A 17,633-nucleotide genomic window follows, 5' to 3' on the forward strand; every position below is an offset into this window, starting at 1 on the left:
GTTCGGCCGCGGACGACGGGCCATCGTCAGGGCGCGGCCCGTTGAGGCCGAGGTGAGGAGTCACGTATCCCTCGCTGCTCCGGGCACGTAGAAGTGCACGCCCGTGGAAGGTGAACGGGATGGCTCGACGCGATGCGGTCCGCGGACCGGCACTGATCACCGCTGAGCTCGCCGGACCCCGCCAGCTCGTTACTCGCGCGGGTCGATCAGTACGCGCCGTCGCCGTGCACCACGGCCCGCGCGGTCAGCAGCAGGATCCGGGCGTCCAGGGCGAGGGTCCAGTTCTCGACGTAGCGCAGGTCCAGGCGCAGCGTCTCCTCCCAGGACAAGTCGCTGCGGCCGCTCACCTGCCACAGCCCCGTCATGCCGGGCTTCACGAGCAGCCGTCGCGACGCCTCGGCCGCGTAGCCGGCCACCTCCGACGGGAGCGGGGGCCGCGGGCCCACCAGCGACATCGAGCCGCCGAGCACGTTGAACAGCTGCGGCAGCTCGTCGAGGGAGAACCGGCGCAGGAACTGGCCCACCCGAGTGATTCGCGGGTCGCTACGCATCTTGAACAACGGGCCCGCCCCCTCGTCCTGCTCCAGCAGCTTCTCGCGCTGCTGCTCGGCGTTCGGCACCATCGACCGGAATTTGATCATCTTGAACTCCCGGCCGCCCACGCCCACGCGCGTCTGCCGGAAGAACACCCGACCGCCGTCGAGCGCCACAGCGATCGCGATTGCGATCAGCAGGGGCCCGATAACCAGCACGAGCAACACCGACGCGACTCGATCGAGCAGACCCTTGAGCAGGCGGGAGGTACCTGTGAACGTCGGGTGGGTCAGCCGCAGCAGCGGCAGCCCGTCGAGCGAGTCGACGTGCAGGCGCGGACCGGCGATCTCCATCAGCCCCGGCTCGACGACCAGCTCCGTGTCGGTCTCCTCGAGGTCCCAGGCCAGCTGCTGGAGCCGTCGCGGTGACCACCCGGGCGCCTGCGCCACGCTGACGGCGTCGAACTCCCAGCTCCGTGTCAGCCCGGCGACCGCGTCGAGGTCGCCGATCACCGGCACGCCCGCTAGGTCCGGGCAGCCGCCCTCGCCGCGTCCCGTGGGTGTGCACGCCGCGATGACCGTCCAGCCTTCGTGAGGAGCGCGGCGGGTCTGTGCGACGAGTGCGGCAATGGCTTCCTCCGTGCCGACGGCGAGCACGCGTGCCATCGCTGCACCGGCGCGTCGCCGCCGGTGCAGCTCCCACCGCAGCCCGAGCCGTCCGGCCGTCGCGAGGGCGCCCGCGATCGGGAGCACCCCGAAGACCCACGGCCGCCCGGCGGGGAGCTGGCTGGCGAGGCTGACGAGCGCGACGACGACCGCGGCGCCGAGGAACCCACGCAACAGGCGGCTGAACTCGGCAGACCCGTGTCCGACCACCAGCGGATCCCACGCCCGGGCCACCCCGAGCGCGCAAGCGGTGAGGCCGAGCACGATCGCCCCCATGGCGAGGACGACCTGAGGATCGGCGCTGCCCCACTGTGCATAGAGCGCCGCCGACACGACCACCGCGACCAGATCCAGAACGATCGCGGCCCGGCGGTACCCCCGCTGCCACCGCGAATGAGTCGCAACCCGTTGCGCGGGTTCCCTCGGTAGCCGCCGAACGAGGTGCGGACGAGGTGCGGGGTGAACCGGACGGCCGACTCGAAGAGCATCACTGCTCATGCGCTGCCTCCCCCTCGCGGAGCCTCCGATCCGACGACGAAACGGTTCGATCCCGGCGGGTCAGGCGTTAACCGGCGGGGCATCAACACCCGATCCGGGCGATACGAACAGGTGCCGGACGGGCCAACCCGCGAGCCGATCGGAGCAGAGCGGATTGGGTCCGACGGGACAGGGGTCTTCCCGTCCTCACGAGGCACATCACCGAGCTACCCGGTGCTCTCCGGTCGGTTGCTGGGGTCGGGATGCGAGGCGCCCGCCCGGCAGCGCCGCACGTTGCGGCCGGCGGCGAACGTCGTCCCACAGACAGGCGCGTTCCGAATGTGCTCGCAGGGTGTCCGGGCTGGTGACACGGGTGCCAAGGGATCGCGGCGAACGATCTCTCGCCATCTGCAGCCCTGACCGCGTAACGGGGTGCTGCTACGCGACGAGCCCATCACGTGCCAGCGGCTCGTTCAGGCCGCATCACCCCGATCGGAGCGGAAACGGATGCGACAACGCGAGGGCACCCGGCTCGTCGTGTTCGGATGGCACAACGTCGAGAAGACCTGGTACTTCGCCCCCCGCAGAGGATCCGGTCCACGCGGGCTCGCCCAACAGCTACGGCTCCTGCGGACCTTCGCGAACGTCCTGCCGCTCGAGTCCGCGCTGGCCGACCTCACCGCCGGTCGCCCGCTGCCGCGGCGCGCCGTCGCGCTCACCTTCGACGATGGATACCGCGACAACCTCACGATCGCCGGGCCGATCCTGCGCGACCTGGGGCTCCCTGCCACCTGCTTCCTCGTGCCGGGGCTCCTCTCGAGGACCGCGCGGCCGTGGTGGGAGGAGCTGGCGCATGCTGTGGCGCACGCCGGGGTCACCGAGATCACCTGGGATCAGCGGGTGCTTCCACTGCGCACGACGGTTCAGCGGCGTGCAGCGCTCCCCCCGCTCGTGCAGGGGCTGAAGGACCGCGACCGCACAGCTCGGGAAGCCGCCACGGAGAAGATCGTCGAATTGCTCGCACCGTCTCGTCGTTTCCACGTCGACGAGCACTTCATGGACTGGGACGACGCGCTGCGGCTGCGCGCCCACATGACGATCGGCTCCCACTCTTCGCACCACGCAATCCTTTCCCGGGAGGACGACGCCACGCAGGCGGCTGACCTGCGCTCGGCCCGGGCACAGCTTCAGGAGCGGCTCGAGGTCGAGACGCCCGTCCTGGCATACCCCAACGGCGGAACGGCCGACTACTGCACGGGCACGCTGAAGGCGGCACAACGCGCGGGACACTCGCACGCCGTGACCACCCGGCCCGGGATGAACAAGGCCACGACTCCACCGTTCGAGGTCCGGCGGATCATGATGAACCCCGAGCGCGGAGCGCTCGACCTCGCGAAGGTCCTCCGGGATGCTGTGGCCGGAGACCGATGACGCGCGATGGTGGATGCCCGTTCGCCGCGCATCGCACCGACGGCAATCGCGATCGGGCGATCGCTACCGTGATGAGGTGAAGAGGGAACCGCGCGGCCGGAGGTGGGAGCTGCGCGCGGCAGCGGGCCTGGTATGGGTCGCGGCAACGCTCGTCGGGCTCGCTGTGGCAGCAACGACGCGGATCGGACCCGTGATGTTCACCGTCTCGGGCAGCCACGGTGTGCATCTCGGTGACCTGGTCGCGTTCGCGGTGACCTACGGCGCGGGAGCTGTGCTCACACGCCGCATGCTGGTTCGGCGTGCGCCGCGCTCTCGACCGGACGGCCGACGCCCGGCCACCATCGGTCGCAACACGGACGTTGATCGGTAACAGGACCCGCCTGCCTGTCGAAAGCCCTGGTGGAGCTCCCCAGCCCCCGGCCACCACGGCCGCCCCTGACGTCGAGGGGTCACCACCTTGCCCAGTACCCCGTGGCACAGCACCGCCTTCAGCCACCGCGCCCGGATCGCCTGTGCCCTCTTCCCCGTCGGCCGTGCGATCGCCGTCGACCTGCTCGTGCTCGCCGCCCTGTTCACGGGCGCCACGCTGCTGGGGATCCTGATCCACGGCAGGCACGCCGTGGCGCACGAGGCGGTGGGGGTGCTGGCGCTCGCCGCCGGGCTCGCCGCCGCCATCCTGCTGGCGGCCGTGGCCGCGCTCACCGGCAGCGCGCGCACGGGGCGGATCGCCGGAGCGATCGCCCTCTACGCCGGCGTGGCGCTCCTCGTGGAGGCGACCGGCCTCGAGGACCCGATGAACATCTGGGTGCTCGCCGGCTCCGTCGCGGTGCTCGGCGCGCTCGGGCTGCTCGTGCTCGGTGTCCGCGGGCCGGTCACGGGGCTGGCCGGGCGATGGGCGGCGGGCGCCGTCGGCGGGGTGGCCATGGCGGTCGTCGCGGCCATCGCCGTCGTCGCCGTCGCCCGCCCCGGGCTGATGCCGCCCGGCTGGGTGGTGGCCACGACCGACGTCGTCGCGTGGTCGGGTGCCGGCGCCGCCGGGATCATCGCGCTCGCATCGGGCGCCCGCTCCGGGCGGGCGCTGGTCCGCCGCACCGGGATCGCCTTCGCCGCCCTCTCGGCCGCCCACGCCATCCGGATCATCGCGGGCGAGCCGCCCGGCTCCGGCCGCGGCGCCATCGACGCCGCCCTCGAACTCGCCGCCGTCGCGATGCTGCTCGTCGCCGCCGTCGCCTTCTTCGTCGCCGTCCTGCACGGCCTCCGCACACCGACCACGCCGGTCCCGGCCCTGGTCCGCACCCTCGAACGCGCCGACGACCACGAGGACACCGCCGCCCCGAGCCCGCTCGGCGCCGCCACCCTCGGCCCCGTCACGGACGGGATCCGGATCCTCACCCCCGCCCTCGTGGCCGGCGCCACCGCCGACGGCCACGACCGCGCGGGCGGCCCCCCACGCCGCTGGGGCCGCCCGAGCCCCCACCGCCGTGGCCGCCCCGACCGCGGCCGCCCACGGGGACGCCGCACCCGCGACTGACGCCCGGGTCGATCGTCAGTCCAGATCCGCCATGTCGAGCACGAACCGGTAGCGGACGTCGCCCCGTTCCAGCCGCTCGAGGGCCTCGTTCACCCGTGCCGACGGAAGCACCTCGACGTCGGCGGTGACGTCGTGCTCGGCGCAGAACTCCAGCAGGGCGCCGGTCGCGGCGAGCCCGCCGCTGCCCGCGGAGCCGAGCTTCTTGCGACCGATGAGGAGAGCCGTGGTCGGGACGGTCACCGGTCCGAGGTAGCCGACCTGGCTGAGCGTTCCGTCCATGGCCACCAGCTGCAGGTAGGGGACGAGATCGTGCGGACCCGAGATGGTGTCGATCAGGACGTCGAACCGGTCCCGGGCCGCCGCCATCCGGGCGGCGTCGGTGGAGACGACCAGGTCGTCCGCGCCGAGCCGGCGGGCGTCGTCGGCCTTCCCCGCCGACCTGCTGATGACCGAGGTCTCGGCGCCGAGGGCGACGGCGAGCTTGACCGCGAGATGCCCGAGCCCGCCCAGCCCGGCGACGGCGACCCGGGTTCCCGCTCCCACCCCGAGGGCGCGCAGCGGTTCCCAGACGGTGATCCCGGCGCAGAGCAGCGGGGCCGCGGCCGCGGGGTCGATGCCGGCCGGAAGCCGGTGGACGAACCGGTCGCGGACGACGTACTCGCGGGAGAACCCGCCGAGCGTCGTCGAACCGTCGCGCCGGTCCGATCCGCCGTAGGTCAACGTGGGGAACTCGTGGCAGAAGTTCTCCTGGCCCGCCACGCACATGGTGCACGCGCCGCAGGAGTCGACGATGTTGCCGACCGCGACGCGGTCCCCGGGCGTGAAGCGGGTGACGTCCGGCCCGGCCAAGACGACCACGCCCGTGAACTCGTGGCCCGGCACGAGCGGGCCGTCGCCGCGATGAGCGCGCACGGCGTGCAGGTCCGTGTGGCAGACGCCGCAGTGGTCCACGCGCACCGCGACGTCGTCGCGGCGGAGGTCGCGCCGCTCGAGGGGCGCCCGCTGCAGCGGCGTCGCGGAACCGCCCGCTCGCCAGCCCACGGTGCGTCTCATGACCCATCCTCCTTCAAACAGACTGTTCGGTCTGTTCTACGCTAGCAGCAAAGCAAACCGACTGTTCTGTTGATACGGTGCGCGCATGGTCGACCGGCCCCTCACGTCACGCGGCGCCGCCACCCGCCAACGCATCCTCGACGTGGCGACCCGTGAGTTCGCCGAGCACGGGATCGCCGGCGCCCGCGTCGAGCGGATCGTGGCGGCGGCCCGCACCAACAAGGCGCAGCTCTACGGCTACTTCGGGAGCAAGGACGGGTTGTTCGACGCGATCTTCTTCGGCTCGTTGGAGCGGATCGTGAACGTCGTCCCGATCGACGCCGCGGACCTCGCGGACTGGGCCGTGCGGCTGTACGACGAGTACCTGCGGCGCCCCGACCTCATCCGGCTGGCCACGTGGGCGCGCCTCGAGCGGCGCCCCGCAGGCCACCTCGTCGACGACGCGGACCGGCTCGACGACCGCAAGCTGCGCGCCATCGCCGACGCGCAGGAGGCGGGCGTCGTGCGAGCGGGCGACCCGTTCGACGTGCTGGCCATGGTCATCGCGATGTCCATGGCGTGGTCACCGGTGAGCAACGTCTACGCGGCCACCGCCGCCGAACCCCCGGAGGTCCACGAACAGCGGCGCACCCTGCTCCGGGAGAGCGTCACGCGCGCCGTGGGCACCGGCTGAGCAGGCGTCAGGCCGCGCGCTCGCCCAGCCACGGCTCCCAGGACGGCAGCGGCTCGACCGCCAGCACCAGGATCCCGCCCGCCGCGCGGTCGGGTGCCCGGGGCGCGACGGCGAGCGTCCAGCCGAGCTCCTCGATCAGCCGGTCGGCCTTGCGGGAGTTGCAGGTGCGGCAGGCCGCGACGCAGTTGTCCCACGCGTGGGCGCCGCCCTTGCTGCGCGGGACCACGTGATCGATCGTGTCGGCCCGCTTGCCGCAGTAGGCACAGCGCCGCCCGTCCCGCCGGAGCACACCGGCGCGGGTCATCGGGACGGCGTGGCGGTAGGGCACACGCACGTAGCGGGAGAGCCGCATGACCGACGGCGCGGGGATGGTGAGGTTCTCGGAGTGGAAGGCGGCGCCGAGGGTTTCCTCGACGCACTCGGCCTTGCCGGTGAGCATCAGGACGACGGCGCGCTTCGCGGTGACGACGGCGAGCGGCTCGAAGGTGGCGTTGAGAAGCAGGACCCGGGACCCCGTCGGGATCGCGCTCGGGTGCCGCGCGATCCCCGGTACCTCCCCTGGATCGGGGTCGGCACCGATGGGGTCCGGTTGTCGATGCTTCACGCGACCACCTCCCTGCCGCAGATAAGACCACAGCCGGGCGGGTTACGCACGTGTGATATAGAACCGACGCGCCGGGACGTGACCCGTTCGCGGTCAGCGGGCCGCGTCGGCCAGGAGATCGCTCTCGATGACGACCCGCATCCTGCCGAGCACGTCCATCATCGTGTCCACGAGCTGCTGCGCCTCCTTGCCGGAGCGGGCGGAGGCGATCTCGCGGCGGGCGTCGCCCATGAAGCTGGTGAGCAGCGCGACCAGCACCCGGTTGACCGGGCTGTTGCTCGCGCCGAGCAGCCGGAAGTTGTCCTTCACCCACGCCTTGCTGCTCTGCCGCAGCAGCTTCTGGAAGCCGGGCGGGGTGTCCCCGTCGTGCACGAGCTTGACCATGTCGCGGTTGGCCCACGTGGCTTCCAGGTACGCCCGCGCACCCGCCTCGAACAGCGCGAACGGATCGGAGGCCCCCTCGGCACGGGCGGCGGCGACGGCCCGGGCCGCCACGACGTGCTGCTCGTCGCGGTAGCGCTCCCACAGGGCCGTGAACAGCTCGCCCTTGCCGCCGAAGTGGTGGTAGAGGCTGCCGACGCTGGACCCCGCGCGCTCGACGACCTCCGAGACGCTCGCCTCCGCGAAGCCGCGCTGGGCGAACACGGCCCGGGCGGCGTCCAGGAACTGCGTGCGCGTCTGCTCGGTGGTGCTCCACTGCCGGCCTGCGCTGCGGCCGCTGCGCACTGTCACGGCGCCTCCCTCGGGGACCAGGCTCCACTCGGGGGCCGGTCGCGCGAGCCTACGTGGCCAGGGTACGGGCGGGGTGGAACACCGGGACCGCGGTCTCGTCGTGGTCCTCCCATCCCACCTCCACCCGCATGCCGACGTGGACCGCATCGGGGTCGGCGTCCACCTCCGCCAGGAGGCGGAAACCCTCGTCGAGATCGACGTACGCGACGACGTACGGGGTGCGCGCGCGGAAGTACGGGTGGCCGTGCCGGCGCACCACCGTGAAGGTGTAGACCACGCCTCGGCCCGCCGACTCGTGGACCTGCCCACCCTCGGTGCGGCGCGGGTAGAACACGACCTCGCCGTCGGGGCCGGTGCCGTAGGTGAGCCGGTGCTCGCCGCAGGCCAGCCAGAACGGGGCCGTGTCGGGCTCGGTGAGCACGGGCAGCGGGCGGGTGGGGGTGTCGGGCACTTCTCAGCCCCTCTCCAGGACGACGGTGGCGGCGGCGTGCCGGGTTCCGAGCAGCCCGCCGTTGCCGTGGGCGACGGCCGTGCGGGCATCCTCGACCTGCGACGTGGACTCCCCGCGCAGCTGCCGGGCGGCCTCGATGAGCAGGAAGATCCCCCGCATGCCCGGGTGGTTGGACGACAGCCCTCCGCCGTCGGTGTTGAGCGCGGGCCCGCCGGGCCGGTCGAAGCGCAGCCGCCCGCCCTCGACGAACTGCCCGCCCTCGCCCTTCTTGGCGAACCCGAGGTCCTCGAGCAGCGTGAGCACGGTGATCGTGAACGAGTCGTAGATCATCGCGATGTCGACGTCCTCGGGGCGCACCCCGGCCGCCGAGAACGCGGGCGGCCCGGAGAGCGCGGCGGCGCTGGTGGTGATGTCGCGGCCGTTGCCGGGGTAGCCGACGGCCTCGCCGGAGCCGGTGATCCACACAGGAGCGGTGCGGCAGTCGCGCGCGACGTCGGCCGCGGCGATCACGACCGCGCCGCCCCCGTCGGAGACGAGGCAGCAGTCGAGCAGGTGCAGCGGGTCGGCGACGAGCCGCGAGCCGAGCACGTCGTCGACGGTGATCTCCCCGGAGCTGCGGATGCCGAGCGCGGCGAGCCCGGCGACGGCCTCCGGGTTGCGGACGGCGTGGGCGCGCGTGGTGACCGCGATCTCGGCGAGCTGCTCGGGCGTGGTGCCGTACTCGTGCATGTGCCGCTGCGCGACCAGCGCGTAGTTGCCGATGAGCGGCAGCCCGTAGGGCATTTCCATGTTGTTCGCGGGCGCCGGGTCGGCCATCGGCCGGGCACCGGTGCCGATGGCGCGCGACTCGCTCTTCGCCGTGGACCCGTAGGTCAGCAGCGCGACGCGCGCCCGGCCGGCGGCGATGTCGCGCGCGGCGTGCGCCGCGTGGAACTCGTAGGAGCTGCCACCCACGGCGGTGGTGTCGACCAGCCGGGGCGAGATCCCCAGGTACTCGGGCACGGCGATCCCGGCCATGGGGCCGGTCTCCCCCGCGTCGTACACGGCGTCGACGTCGGCGAGCGTGAGGCCGGCGTCGGCGAGGGCGGCGGCCGCGCTCTCGGCCTTGATCTGCCACTTGGACAGCCCGTCGACCCGCCTCGACGGGTGCTCGTGGATCCCGACGATCGCCGCGTCGCGTGCTGCCATCCCCTACCTCCTAGTGGAACCGGATGCGGCCGCGGTCGATCACCACGGTGCCGTCGTCGGTGGTGGTGCGGAAGAGCCCCGAGCCTTCACCAGCGCCCGGCCCGTCGTCCCAGACCGAGACGACCAGGTCCTGGCCCGGCAGCACCGGCCTGGTGAACCGCCCGGACATCGCGTCGAACCGGTCCGGGTCGCCGGAGCAGACCGCGTGCAGCAGGGCGCGGCCGGTGAAGCCGTAGGTGCACAGCCCGTGCAGGATCGGCCGCTCGAACCCGCCGCGCGCGGCGAACGCGGGGTCGGCGTGGAGCGGGTTGCGGTCGCCGGACAGCCGGTAGAGCAGCGCCTGCTCGGGCCGGGTGGGGTAGCGGACCTGCTCGTCGGGCGCCCGGTCGGGCAGCGTCCACGGCTCGCTCGCGGCGCCGGATCGGCCGAACCCGCCCTCGCCGCGGATGAACACCCCGCTCCGGCTGGTGACGAGCGGCTTTCCGGTCTCGGCGTCGGTGGCCGTGTTCTCGCTGGTCACGAGCGCCCCGCTGCCCTTGTCGGCGATGCCGGTGACGGTGGAGACCACCTGCACCCGGCCGTCGACCGGCAGCGGCGCGTGCAGCTCGAACGCCTGCTCGGCGTGCACGAGCTTCGCCGGGTCGAAGTCGCCGAGGCGGCGGCCGGTGCGGGCCTGGGCGGCCAGCACGGCGAACGTGGGCAGCACCCGCAGCTCGACGCCCGCGGTGTTCTCGGTGGTGAAGGCGAGCTCGGCCGTGGGGTCGGACGCCCCGGCACCGACGCCGAGTGCGTAGAGGATGACGTCGTCGGCGCGCCACGTCCGTTCGACCGGGTCGGACGCGACCCCCACCACGCCGTGGTCCAGCGCCATCGCACAGCCTTCCGCTCGGCAGTCTTGGAACGCGGTTCTAGGACAGAGTTGCGGCGCCGCGGGCCCCGTGTCAAGCCGTTGACATGCACCTCGAGCCGCGCTCATAGTCGAATGCGGTTCTAGGATGCCGATCCAGATCCGGTTCCGGGAGGACGCGATGCCGCGATCAGTGACGCTCGACGCCGCAGACCCCGACGCCACCGACCTCGACACCGCGCGCAGGCGGCTCGCCACCCCGGACCGGCTGCGGGAGTTCTTCCGGCCGCGCAGCGTCGCGCTCGTGGGCGCGTCCGACGGCTCGGGCTGGAGCCGGTTCATCGTCGACAGCCTGCGCACGGCCGGCTTCAGCGGCGCGCTGCGCATGGTGCACCCGACCCGGCCCACCGCGTTCGAGCTGCCCACCGTGCCGAGCCTGCGCGCGTTGGACGAGCCGGTGGACCTGGCCTACGTCCTCGCGCCGACCCGGGCCGTCGAGGGCGTTCTCGAGGACGCCGCCGCGGCCGGGATCCGCAACGCGATCGTGCTGGCATCCGGCTACGGCGACGGCGGCGGCGCGGAGGGCCGCGCGCTGGAGCGCCGGCTCGTCGAGCGCGCCGTCGAGCTGGACGTCACGTTGCTCGGCCCCAACTGCCTCGGCTTCGTCAACGCCGCGGGCTCGGTGGCGCCGTTCGGGCTCGGGATCGTGCCGCCGCTGCGCCGCGGACCAGTGGGCATCGTGCTCCAGAGCGGGGCCCTGACCAGCAACGTCCTCGCGTTCGCCCGGGCCCACCAGGTGGGCATCAGCCTGCTGACCTCGATGGGCAACGAGGCCGTGATCACCACGGCGGACGTGGTCGAACACCTGATCGCAGACAGCGACTGCCGCGTCATCGGCCTCTTCCTCGAGTCGGTGCGCGACGCGCCACGCTTCACGGCGCTCGCCGCGGCCGCGCTGGCCGCGGGCAAGCCGATCGTCGCGCTCAAGGTCGGGCGCACCGAGGCCGGGCAGCGCACCGCGCTCGCGCACACCGGCGCGGTGGCGGGCGACGACGCGGTGGTGGACGCCGCGTTCCGCCAGTACGGCGTGATCCGGGTCGACAGCCTGGAGGAGCTGCTCGTGACGTGCGGGCTGCTCGGGTCGGGGCAGGTGCCGCGCGGGCGGCGGATGGGAGTGGTCACCGCGTCCGGCGGGGCCTGCGACATCATCGCCGACCGCAGCACCGACGAGGGGATTTCGATCCCGGAGTTCGGCGCGGCGACCACGGAACGATTGCGCGCGGTGCTGCCACCGTTCGCGGCCGCGCGGAACCCGCTCGACGTCACCGGTGTGATCCTCGCCGACCGGGGGTCGGCGCAGGCCGGCCTCGGCGACGTCGCCCTGAACGCGGTGGTCGAGGACCCCGGCGTCGACTTCGTGTTCAACATGCTCGCCCTGCCCGCCGTCCCGCCCCCGGACCCGTCGCTGATCGAGCAGCGGGTGGCCGCGATCGCCGCCACCCGCGACCGCTCCCCCGTTCCGGTCGTCAACTTCACCGCCACCTGCACCGACCTCTCGCCCTACGCCCAGTCCCTGCTGGACGCCCACGGGCTGCACGCGCTCGGCGGCATCGAGTTCGGCCTCCGGGCCGTCCGGCACGCGCTGCGCTGGCACGAGACCCGGCAGGAGCCGCCACCCGTCCCGGCGCCCGGCGCGGCGAGTTCCCCCGCCGGGCTGCCCACCGGGTCGTGGTCGGAGGCCCGCGGGCGGGAGCTGCTCGCGGCGGTCGGGGTGCCGCTGGTGCCGGCCGAGCTGGTGGCCGACGCGGACGCGGCGGTCGCCGCCGCCGAACGGTTCGGCGGCCCGGTGGCCCTCAAGGTCTGCTCGGCGGAGATCACGCACAAGAGCGACGTCGGCGGCGTCGCGCTGGGTGTCGGGGGTCTGGGCGTCACGGGCGCGGACGAGGTGCGCGCAGCGTTCGCGCGGGTGCTCGCGGCCGGGCGTGCCGTCACCACGGGCGTGGACGGCGTGCTGGTGAGCCCGATGCGCCCGCCCGCCACGGAGCTCTTCGTCGGCGTCACGGTCGACCCGTCGTTCGGGCCCGTGCTCGCCGTCGGTCTCGGCGGGGTGTTCATCGAGGTCCTGCACGACGTCGCGCTGCGGCTGCTGCCGGTGGACCCCGCGCAGGTGCGCCGGATGCTCGGCGAGCTGCGCGGCGCGGCGGTGCTCGACGGCGCGCGCGGCACCCGGCCCGCCGACCTGGACCGCGTGGCCGAGGTCGTCGCGCAGGTCGCCGAGGCGGCCGCCGCGCTCGGGCCGGCCCTGCAGACGCTGGAGATCAACCCGCTGCGCGTCGACGGCGCGGACGTCGAGGCCCTCGACGTGCTCGTCGTGACGTCCTGACCAGGAGGAACCATGGAACTCGATCTGGGGCCCGAGGCGGCCGCGTTCCGGGAGGAGGTCCGCGACTGGATCGCCCGCAACGCCCCCGCCGGGCTCGCCGAGCTGGTGGACTGGACGTCCCCACCGATGACGGGCGGTGACCGGGCCGCGTTCGAGAACGCGGAGGCCGACCCGCGGTACGAGGAGTGGGGGCAGCGCCTGCTCGACGACGGGTGGATCTGCCCGCAGTGGCCGGAGCACTTCGGCGGCCGCGGCCTCGGCCCGGTGCAGAACGCGATCTACAGCGAGGAGCTGGTGCGGGCGGGCCTGCCGCGCATCCGGCGCGGGTTCGGCGAGAACATGGTCGGGCCCTCGATCATGGTGCACGGCACCGAGGAGCAGCAGAAGCACTTCCTGCCCCGGATCATCACCGCCGAGGACGTCTACTGCCAGGGCTTCTCCGAGCCCGAGCAGGGCTCCGACCTCGGCGGGGTGCAGACCCGCGCGGCCGTCGTCGGCGACGAGGTGGTCGTCACCGGGCAGAAGGTGTGGACGTCCGGGTTCTACCGGGCGAACATGATCTTCGTCCTGTGCCGGACCGACCCGGACTCGCCCAAGCACAAGGGCCTGTCCTACGTGCTGCTGCCGATGCACGACAACAACATCGACGCCCGGCCGCTCAAGCAGCTCACCGGCTCCGCCGAGTTCGGCGAGGAGTTCATCGACGGCGCGCGGGCGCCGCTGTTCAACGTCATCGGGGGGCTGAACAACGGCTGGCGCGTCGCGATGACGACGCTGGGGCACGAGCGCGGCGGCAGCGCGACGATCGCGCACCTGCGGTACCGCCGCCAGTTCGAGGCCCTCGTGGAGCTGGCCCGGGAGAAGGGCCGCGACCGCGACCCCGCGGTGCGCCAGGACCTCGCCTGGTGCCACACGCACGTCGAGATCATGCGCTACCAGGGCATGCGGCTCATGGCGCAGCTGGCCGAGGGCCGCGAGCCCGGACCGGAGGCATCGGTGTCGAAGCTGTTCTGGAGCGAGTACGAGCGGCGCGTCGGCGAGATCGCCGCCGAGCTGCTCGGCGCGGAGGCCCTGGTGCGGCCGGAGGGCGAGGGCTACCGGACCAGCCACTGGCAGGGCGTGTTCCTCGCCAGCCGGGCCGGCACGATCTTCTCCGGCACCAGCGAGATCCAGCGCAACATCATCGCGGAGCGGGCCCTGGGCCTGCCCCGCGAACCGGCGCCGGTGGGTGCCCGGTGAGGGCACCGGGAGTTCAGGAAAGCCACATTCCTGAACCTGCAGTACATGAATGTGGCTTTCCTGAACCTCGGACGGACGGGAGGAGCGTGCGATGAGCGGGCGGTTGGACGGGCGGGTCGCCGTCGTCACCGGCGCCGGGCGGGGCATCGGGGCCGGGATCGCCCGGCTGCTCGCCGCCGAGGGGGCCGCCGTCGTCGTCAACGACCTGGGCGTGGAGCTGGACGGCAGCGGCGCCGACACCGGACCCGCGGCGACGGTGGCCCGGGAGATCACCGACGCGGGCGGCACGGCGGTGTCCGACGGCGGGGACGTCTCCGACACCGAGGTCGGGGAGCGCCTCGTCCGCACCGCGGTCGAGAAGTTCGGGGCGCTGGACGTGCTGGTCAACGTGGCCGGCATCCTGCGCGACCGGATGATCTTCAACCTGGCCGAGCAGGAGTGGGACGACGTCATCCGCGTCCACCTCAAGGGGCACTTCTCCACGATCAAACCGGCGGCCGGGTACTGGCGCGAGCAGCGCAACGCCGAGGGCCACTACCGGCTGGTCAACTTCACGTCGGTGTCCGGCCTGTACGGCGCCCCGGGCCAGCCGAACTACGCCGCGGCGAAGATGGGCATCATCGGGCTCACGTACTCGTGCGCGAACGCGCTGGGGAAGTACGGGGTCACCGCCAACGCGATCTCCCCCGGCGCCGCCACGCGGATGACCGCGTCGATCCCGACGGAGCGGCAGCGCGGCACGAGCGCGGGCGACGACGAGCGCTCACCGGACAACATCGCGCCGATCGTCGCCTACCTGGCGAGCACCGCGTCGGACTGGCTCACCGGGCAGGTGATCGGGGCCCGCGGCTACGAGGTGCACCTGATGAACAAGCCCGAGCCGGTGCGCCACGTCGTCTCCGACGGCCCGTGGCAGCCCGACCGGCTCGCCGACCTGGTCGAACGCGTCTTCAAGCCCGCCGTCAGCTAGGTCGTGTTTCAGAGCGGCGAAGCCGCTTCGTGGGGGCACGCCACCGGCACCGCCGCGGGTTCTCAGGCGCCTTCTCGCGAGGACAGCGCCGACGCTGTGAACTGGCGTTCATGAGGAGGCGATCCCGGAGCGAGAAGGCGTCTGAGGTTCCGCTACCGGCACCGCTACGCAAACCAGCCAATTCATAACAGGAGTTCAACGATGCAGCTCGTGTTCGACACCGAGCAGGAGGACCTGCGCCGCGCCGTGCGCCGGTTCCTGGAGAACGAGGTGCCGCTGACGACGGTGCGCACCCTGATGGGGACGCCGGACGCCCACGACCCGGCGCTGTGGCGCCGGATGGCCGGGGAGCTCGGCCTCCAGGGCCTCCTGGTGCCCGAGGAGCACGGCGGCAGCGGAGCGGGCTTCGTCGAGCTCGCGGTGGTGGCCGAGGAGATGGGCCGGGCGGTGCTGCCGGGGCCCTTCCTGTCCAGCGCCGTGCTCGCGGTGTCCGCGGTGCTCGACGCCGGCGACGACGAGGCGGCCAAGGACCTGCTGCCCGGCGTCGCGGACGGCTCGACGATCGCCACGCTCGCCGTCACCGAGGGCGAGGGGCGCTGGGAGGTGGAGGCGACGGCCGCCACCGCGCAGCCGTCCGGGCAGGGCTGGGCGCTGCACGGGACCAAGGACTACGTGCCGGACGGGGCGCTGGCCGACCTGCTGCTCGTGGTGGCCCGCACCGACGCCGGGCTCTCCCTCTTCGCGGTGGACGGCACGGCGGCAGGCGTCACCCGCACGGCGCGGCCCACCCTGGACCAGACGCGCCCGCTCGCCCGCGTCGGGCTCGACGGGGCGGTCGGCCGGCTCGTCGGCGCCGACGGCGCCGCCGGGGACACCGTCGGGCGGACGCTGCAGAAGGCCGCGGTCGCGCTCGCGCTGGAGCAGGTCGGCGGCGCGCAGGCGGCGCTGGACATGGCGGTGGCCTACGCGAAGCAACGCGTCCAGTTCGGCCGGGTGATCGGGTCGTTCCAGGCCGTGAAGCACAAGGCGGCCGACGTGATGCTGAAGGTCGAGTCGGCCCGTGCGGCCGCCTACTACGGGGCGTGGGCGGTGGCCGCCGGCTCCGACGAGGTGCCCGCCGTCGCGAGCCTGGCCAAGGCGTACTGCTCCGACGCCTACTTCGCCGCCGCCGCGGAGAACATCCAGATCCACGGCGGCATCGGGTTCACGTGGGAGCACGACGCCCACCTGCACCTCAAGCGGGCGGAGGCCACGAGGCTGTGGCTCGGGGACCCGAGCTGGCACCGCGCGCGGCTGGCCGATGCCATCGGGGTGTGACCGGGGCGGCCGGCGTCCGGTCGGGGGAGCGCGACCGAATCCGCTACGCGTGGCGGCTGCTCTCGGTGGTCTGCCTGGCGTCGCTGATGACCGGGATCAACGTCAGCTCGCTCAACATCGCGCTCCCGGCGATCGTCGACGGGCTCGACGCGGGCCCGGTGGCGGCGAGCTGGATCCTGCTGTCGTTCCAGCTCACGCACGTCACGCTGATGGTGTTCTTCGGGCGGCTGGCCGACGTGCTGGGCAGGCGCACGATGTACCTCACCGGCGTCGCGCTGTTCTCGGCGGCGAGCCTGTTCGCCGGGGCGGCGCCGGACGTCGGGCTGCTCATCGCGTGCCGGGTGGTGCAGGCGACGGGCGCGGCGATGCTCATCGCGAACAGCGCGGCGCTGGTCACGGCCGCGTTCCCGCGGCGGCTGCTCGGGCAGGGCCTCGGCATCTACATGGCGTCGTTCTCGCTGGCGCAGATGCTCGGGCCCACCGTTGGTGGGCTGGTCACCACCGAGCTCGGCTGGCGCTGGACGCTGCTGCTCAACGTGCCGGTCGGCGTGGTCTGCCTGCTGTGGGGCCTGCGGGTGATGGAACGGGTGCCGCGTTCGGGCGAGCCGCTGCGGCTGGACCCGGTGGGCAACGTGCTCGTGGTGCTGGCCCTCGGCGGGCTGCTCACGGCGCTCTCCCAGGGCGGTACGACGGGCTGGACGGACCCGGTGGTGATCGGCGGCGTCGTCGCGTTCGTCGTGGCGCTGCCGCTGTTCCTGGTCGTGGAGCTGCGCGTCCCGTTCCCGGTGGTCGACGTGCGGCTGTTCCGCGTGCCGGTGGTGGGCATCGGGGTGCTCGCCGGGTTCCTCGGCACGATGTCGCGCTTCGCGGTGGTGCTGCTGATGGGCCTGTACTTCCAGGCCGTCCAGGGGGACACGCCCAGCGAGGCGGGCCTCAAGATACTGCCGCTCGCGGTGGCCTCGATCGTGTCGTCGCCGGGCGCGGGGACCCTCCTGCGGTGGGTGCGGGCCCGGACGATGGCCGCGGTCGCGTCGTCGGTCTCGCTGGCCGGGCTGGTGCTGCTGCTGGTCGTGATCGACGTCGACACGCCGTACCCGCTGCTCATCGCCGCGGTCGTGGTGATCGGGTTCGGGTCGGGCGCGTTCATCCCGGCCAACAGCACCGCGATGCTGCAGGACGTCCGCTCCGAGCGGCTCGGGATCGTCAACGGCGTGCGTTTGATGGCGCAGAGCTCGGGGGTGGTGGTCAGCACGGCCGTGACGCTCACGCTGATCAGCCTGCCGCTGCCGCCCGCCCTGCGCGGGCACGTGCTCGACGGCTCGATCGCCCGGGTCGACCCGTCCGCCCTGGACGGGCTGATCACCGGCTTCCGGTGGTCGTTCGGCGTGATGGCGGTGACGGCAGCGCTCTGCGTGCTGACCTCGCTCGTGGGCAGGCGGGTGGCGCCGCCCGGGGTTCAGGAAAGCCACGTTCCTGAACCTGGAGGACAGCAATGTGGCTTTCCTGAACTTCCGGCATCTCGATAGGAGGCACATCAG

Annotated in this window: 15 protein-coding genes; 8 read left to right on the plus strand and 7 right to left on the minus strand. The window is 73.2% G+C overall.

Annotation, left to right across the window (positions count from 1 at the left end):
• Positions 1-206: 206 nt before the first annotated feature.
• Positions 207-1,697 (minus strand): sugar transferase, encoded by a 1,491-nt coding sequence (locus ACU436_RS07695; RefSeq protein ID WP_459023087.1) that lies wholly within the window; start codon positions 1,695-1,697, stop codon positions 207-209.
• A gap of 486 nt (positions 1,698-2,183) precedes the next feature.
• Between ACU436_RS07695 and ACU436_RS07700 the strand changes: the two genes are divergently transcribed.
• Positions 2,184-3,107: a polysaccharide deacetylase family protein gene (locus ACU436_RS07700; RefSeq protein WP_459023089.1), complete on the plus strand. Its 924-nt coding sequence runs from the start codon at positions 2,184-2,186 to the stop codon at positions 3,105-3,107.
• Positions 3,108-3,564: 457 nt separating this feature from the next.
• On the plus strand, positions 3,565-4,638 hold the full coding sequence (locus ACU436_RS07705) for a hypothetical protein (RefSeq protein ID WP_459023091.1): 1,074 nt from the start codon (positions 3,565-3,567) through the stop codon (positions 4,636-4,638).
• A gap of 15 nt (positions 4,639-4,653) precedes the next feature.
• On the opposite strand, the gene ACU436_RS07710 is transcribed toward ACU436_RS07705, so the two are convergent.
• The gene (locus ACU436_RS07710; RefSeq protein WP_459023092.1) at positions 4,654-5,691 is read right to left on the minus strand and encodes an NAD(P)-dependent alcohol dehydrogenase; all 1,038 of its coding nucleotides are present in this window, start codon (positions 5,689-5,691) and stop codon (positions 4,654-4,656) included.
• Between the two features lie 85 nt (positions 5,692-5,776).
• Between ACU436_RS07710 and ACU436_RS07715 the strand changes: the two genes are divergently transcribed.
• On the plus strand, positions 5,777-6,364 hold the full coding sequence (locus tag ACU436_RS07715) for a TetR family transcriptional regulator (protein WP_459023094.1): 588 nt from the start codon (positions 5,777-5,779) through the stop codon (positions 6,362-6,364).
• Positions 6,365-6,371: 7 nt separating this feature from the next.
• Here ACU436_RS07715 and ACU436_RS07720 read toward each other — a convergent pair whose 3' ends face one another.
• The 5 genes from ACU436_RS07720 to ACU436_RS07740 all read right to left on the minus strand — a co-directional run bounded on the left by ACU436_RS07720 (position 6,372) and on the right by ACU436_RS07740 (position 10,210).
• Positions 6,372-6,968 carry an HNH endonuclease gene (locus ACU436_RS07720; protein ID WP_459023096.1) on the minus strand — a complete coding sequence of 199 codons (597 nt, stop codon included), beginning with the start codon at positions 6,966-6,968 and terminating at the stop codon, positions 6,372-6,374.
• 93 nt (positions 6,969-7,061) lie between these two features.
• Positions 7,062-7,700 carry a TetR/AcrR family transcriptional regulator gene (locus tag ACU436_RS07725; protein WP_459023098.1) on the minus strand — a complete coding sequence of 213 codons (639 nt, stop codon included), beginning with the start codon at positions 7,698-7,700 and terminating at the stop codon, positions 7,062-7,064.
• Positions 7,701-7,749: 49 nt separating this feature from the next.
• Entirely contained in the window at positions 7,750-8,151 is a 402-nt protein-coding gene (locus tag ACU436_RS07730; protein WP_459023099.1) for a Zn-ribbon domain-containing OB-fold protein, read from the minus strand.
• Positions 8,152-8,154: 3 nt separating this feature from the next.
• A complete protein-coding gene (locus ACU436_RS07735; protein WP_459023100.1) occupies positions 8,155-9,339 on the minus strand; it encodes a thiolase C-terminal domain-containing protein in 1,185 nt (394 codons plus the stop codon).
• Between the two features lie 10 nt (positions 9,340-9,349).
• On the minus strand, positions 9,350-10,210 hold the full coding sequence (locus ACU436_RS07740; RefSeq protein WP_459023101.1) for a MaoC/PaaZ C-terminal domain-containing protein: 861 nt from the start codon (positions 10,208-10,210) through the stop codon (positions 9,350-9,352).
• Positions 10,211-10,334: 124 nt separating this feature from the next.
• On the opposite strand from ACU436_RS07740, the gene ACU436_RS07745 reads away from it, so the two are divergent.
• From ACU436_RS07745 to ACU436_RS07765, 5 genes are all read left to right on the plus strand, one after another.
• Complete coding sequence (locus ACU436_RS07745) at positions 10,335-12,569, plus strand: acetate--CoA ligase family protein (protein WP_459023103.1); 2,235 nt, start codon at positions 10,335-10,337, stop codon at positions 12,567-12,569.
• 12 nt (positions 12,570-12,581) lie between these two features.
• A complete protein-coding gene (locus ACU436_RS07750) occupies positions 12,582-13,808 on the plus strand; it encodes an acyl-CoA dehydrogenase family protein (protein WP_459023105.1) in 1,227 nt (408 codons plus the stop codon).
• 91 nt (positions 13,809-13,899) lie between these two features.
• Entirely contained in the window at positions 13,900-14,778 is an 879-nt protein-coding gene (locus tag ACU436_RS07755; RefSeq protein ID WP_459023107.1) for an SDR family NAD(P)-dependent oxidoreductase, read from the plus strand.
• Between the two features lie 201 nt (positions 14,779-14,979).
• A complete protein-coding gene (locus ACU436_RS07760) occupies positions 14,980-16,095 on the plus strand; it encodes an acyl-CoA dehydrogenase family protein (protein WP_459023108.1) in 1,116 nt (371 codons plus the stop codon).
• A complete protein-coding gene (locus ACU436_RS07765) occupies positions 16,092-17,621 on the plus strand; it encodes an MFS transporter (protein ID WP_459023110.1) in 1,530 nt (509 codons plus the stop codon). Before ACU436_RS07760 ends, ACU436_RS07765 begins: the two co-directional genes overlap by 4 nt.
• The last annotated feature ends 12 nt before the right edge of the window (positions 17,622-17,633 follow it).

This window comes from Pseudonocardia wallangbongensis, assembly GCF_054486945.1.

What these genes read in the sequence shown, in the direction of transcription:
- ACU436_RS07735 (WP_459023100.1), bottom strand. Translation starts at nt 9,339, where the DNA reads ATGGCAGCACGCGACGCGGCGATCGTCGGGATCCACGAGCACCCGTCG.
- ACU436_RS07715 (WP_459023094.1), top strand. Translation starts at nt 5,777, where the DNA reads ATGGTCGACCGGCCCCTCACGTCACGCGGCGCCGCCACCCGCCAACGC.
- ACU436_RS07755 (WP_459023107.1), top strand. Translation starts at nt 13,900, where the DNA reads ATGAGCGGGCGGTTGGACGGGCGGGTCGCCGTCGTCACCGGCGCCGGG.
- ACU436_RS07760 (WP_459023108.1), top strand. Translation starts at nt 14,980, where the DNA reads ATGCAGCTCGTGTTCGACACCGAGCAGGAGGACCTGCGCCGCGCCGTG.
- ACU436_RS07695 (WP_459023087.1), bottom strand. Translation starts at nt 1,697, where the DNA reads ATGAGCAGTGATGCTCTTCGAGTCGGCCGTCCGGTTCACCCCGCACCT.
- ACU436_RS07710 (WP_459023092.1), bottom strand. Translation starts at nt 5,691, where the DNA reads ATGAGACGCACCGTGGGCTGGCGAGCGGGCGGTTCCGCGACGCCGCTG.
- ACU436_RS07745 (WP_459023103.1), top strand. Translation starts at nt 10,335, where the DNA reads ATGCCGATCCAGATCCGGTTCCGGGAGGACGCGATGCCGCGATCAGTG.
- ACU436_RS07700 (WP_459023089.1), top strand. Translation starts at nt 2,184, where the DNA reads ATGCGACAACGCGAGGGCACCCGGCTCGTCGTGTTCGGATGGCACAAC.
- ACU436_RS07750 (WP_459023105.1), top strand. Translation starts at nt 12,582, where the DNA reads ATGGAACTCGATCTGGGGCCCGAGGCGGCCGCGTTCCGGGAGGAGGTC.
- ACU436_RS07740 (WP_459023101.1), bottom strand. Translation starts at nt 10,210, where the DNA reads ATGGCGCTGGACCACGGCGTGGTGGGGGTCGCGTCCGACCCGGTCGAA.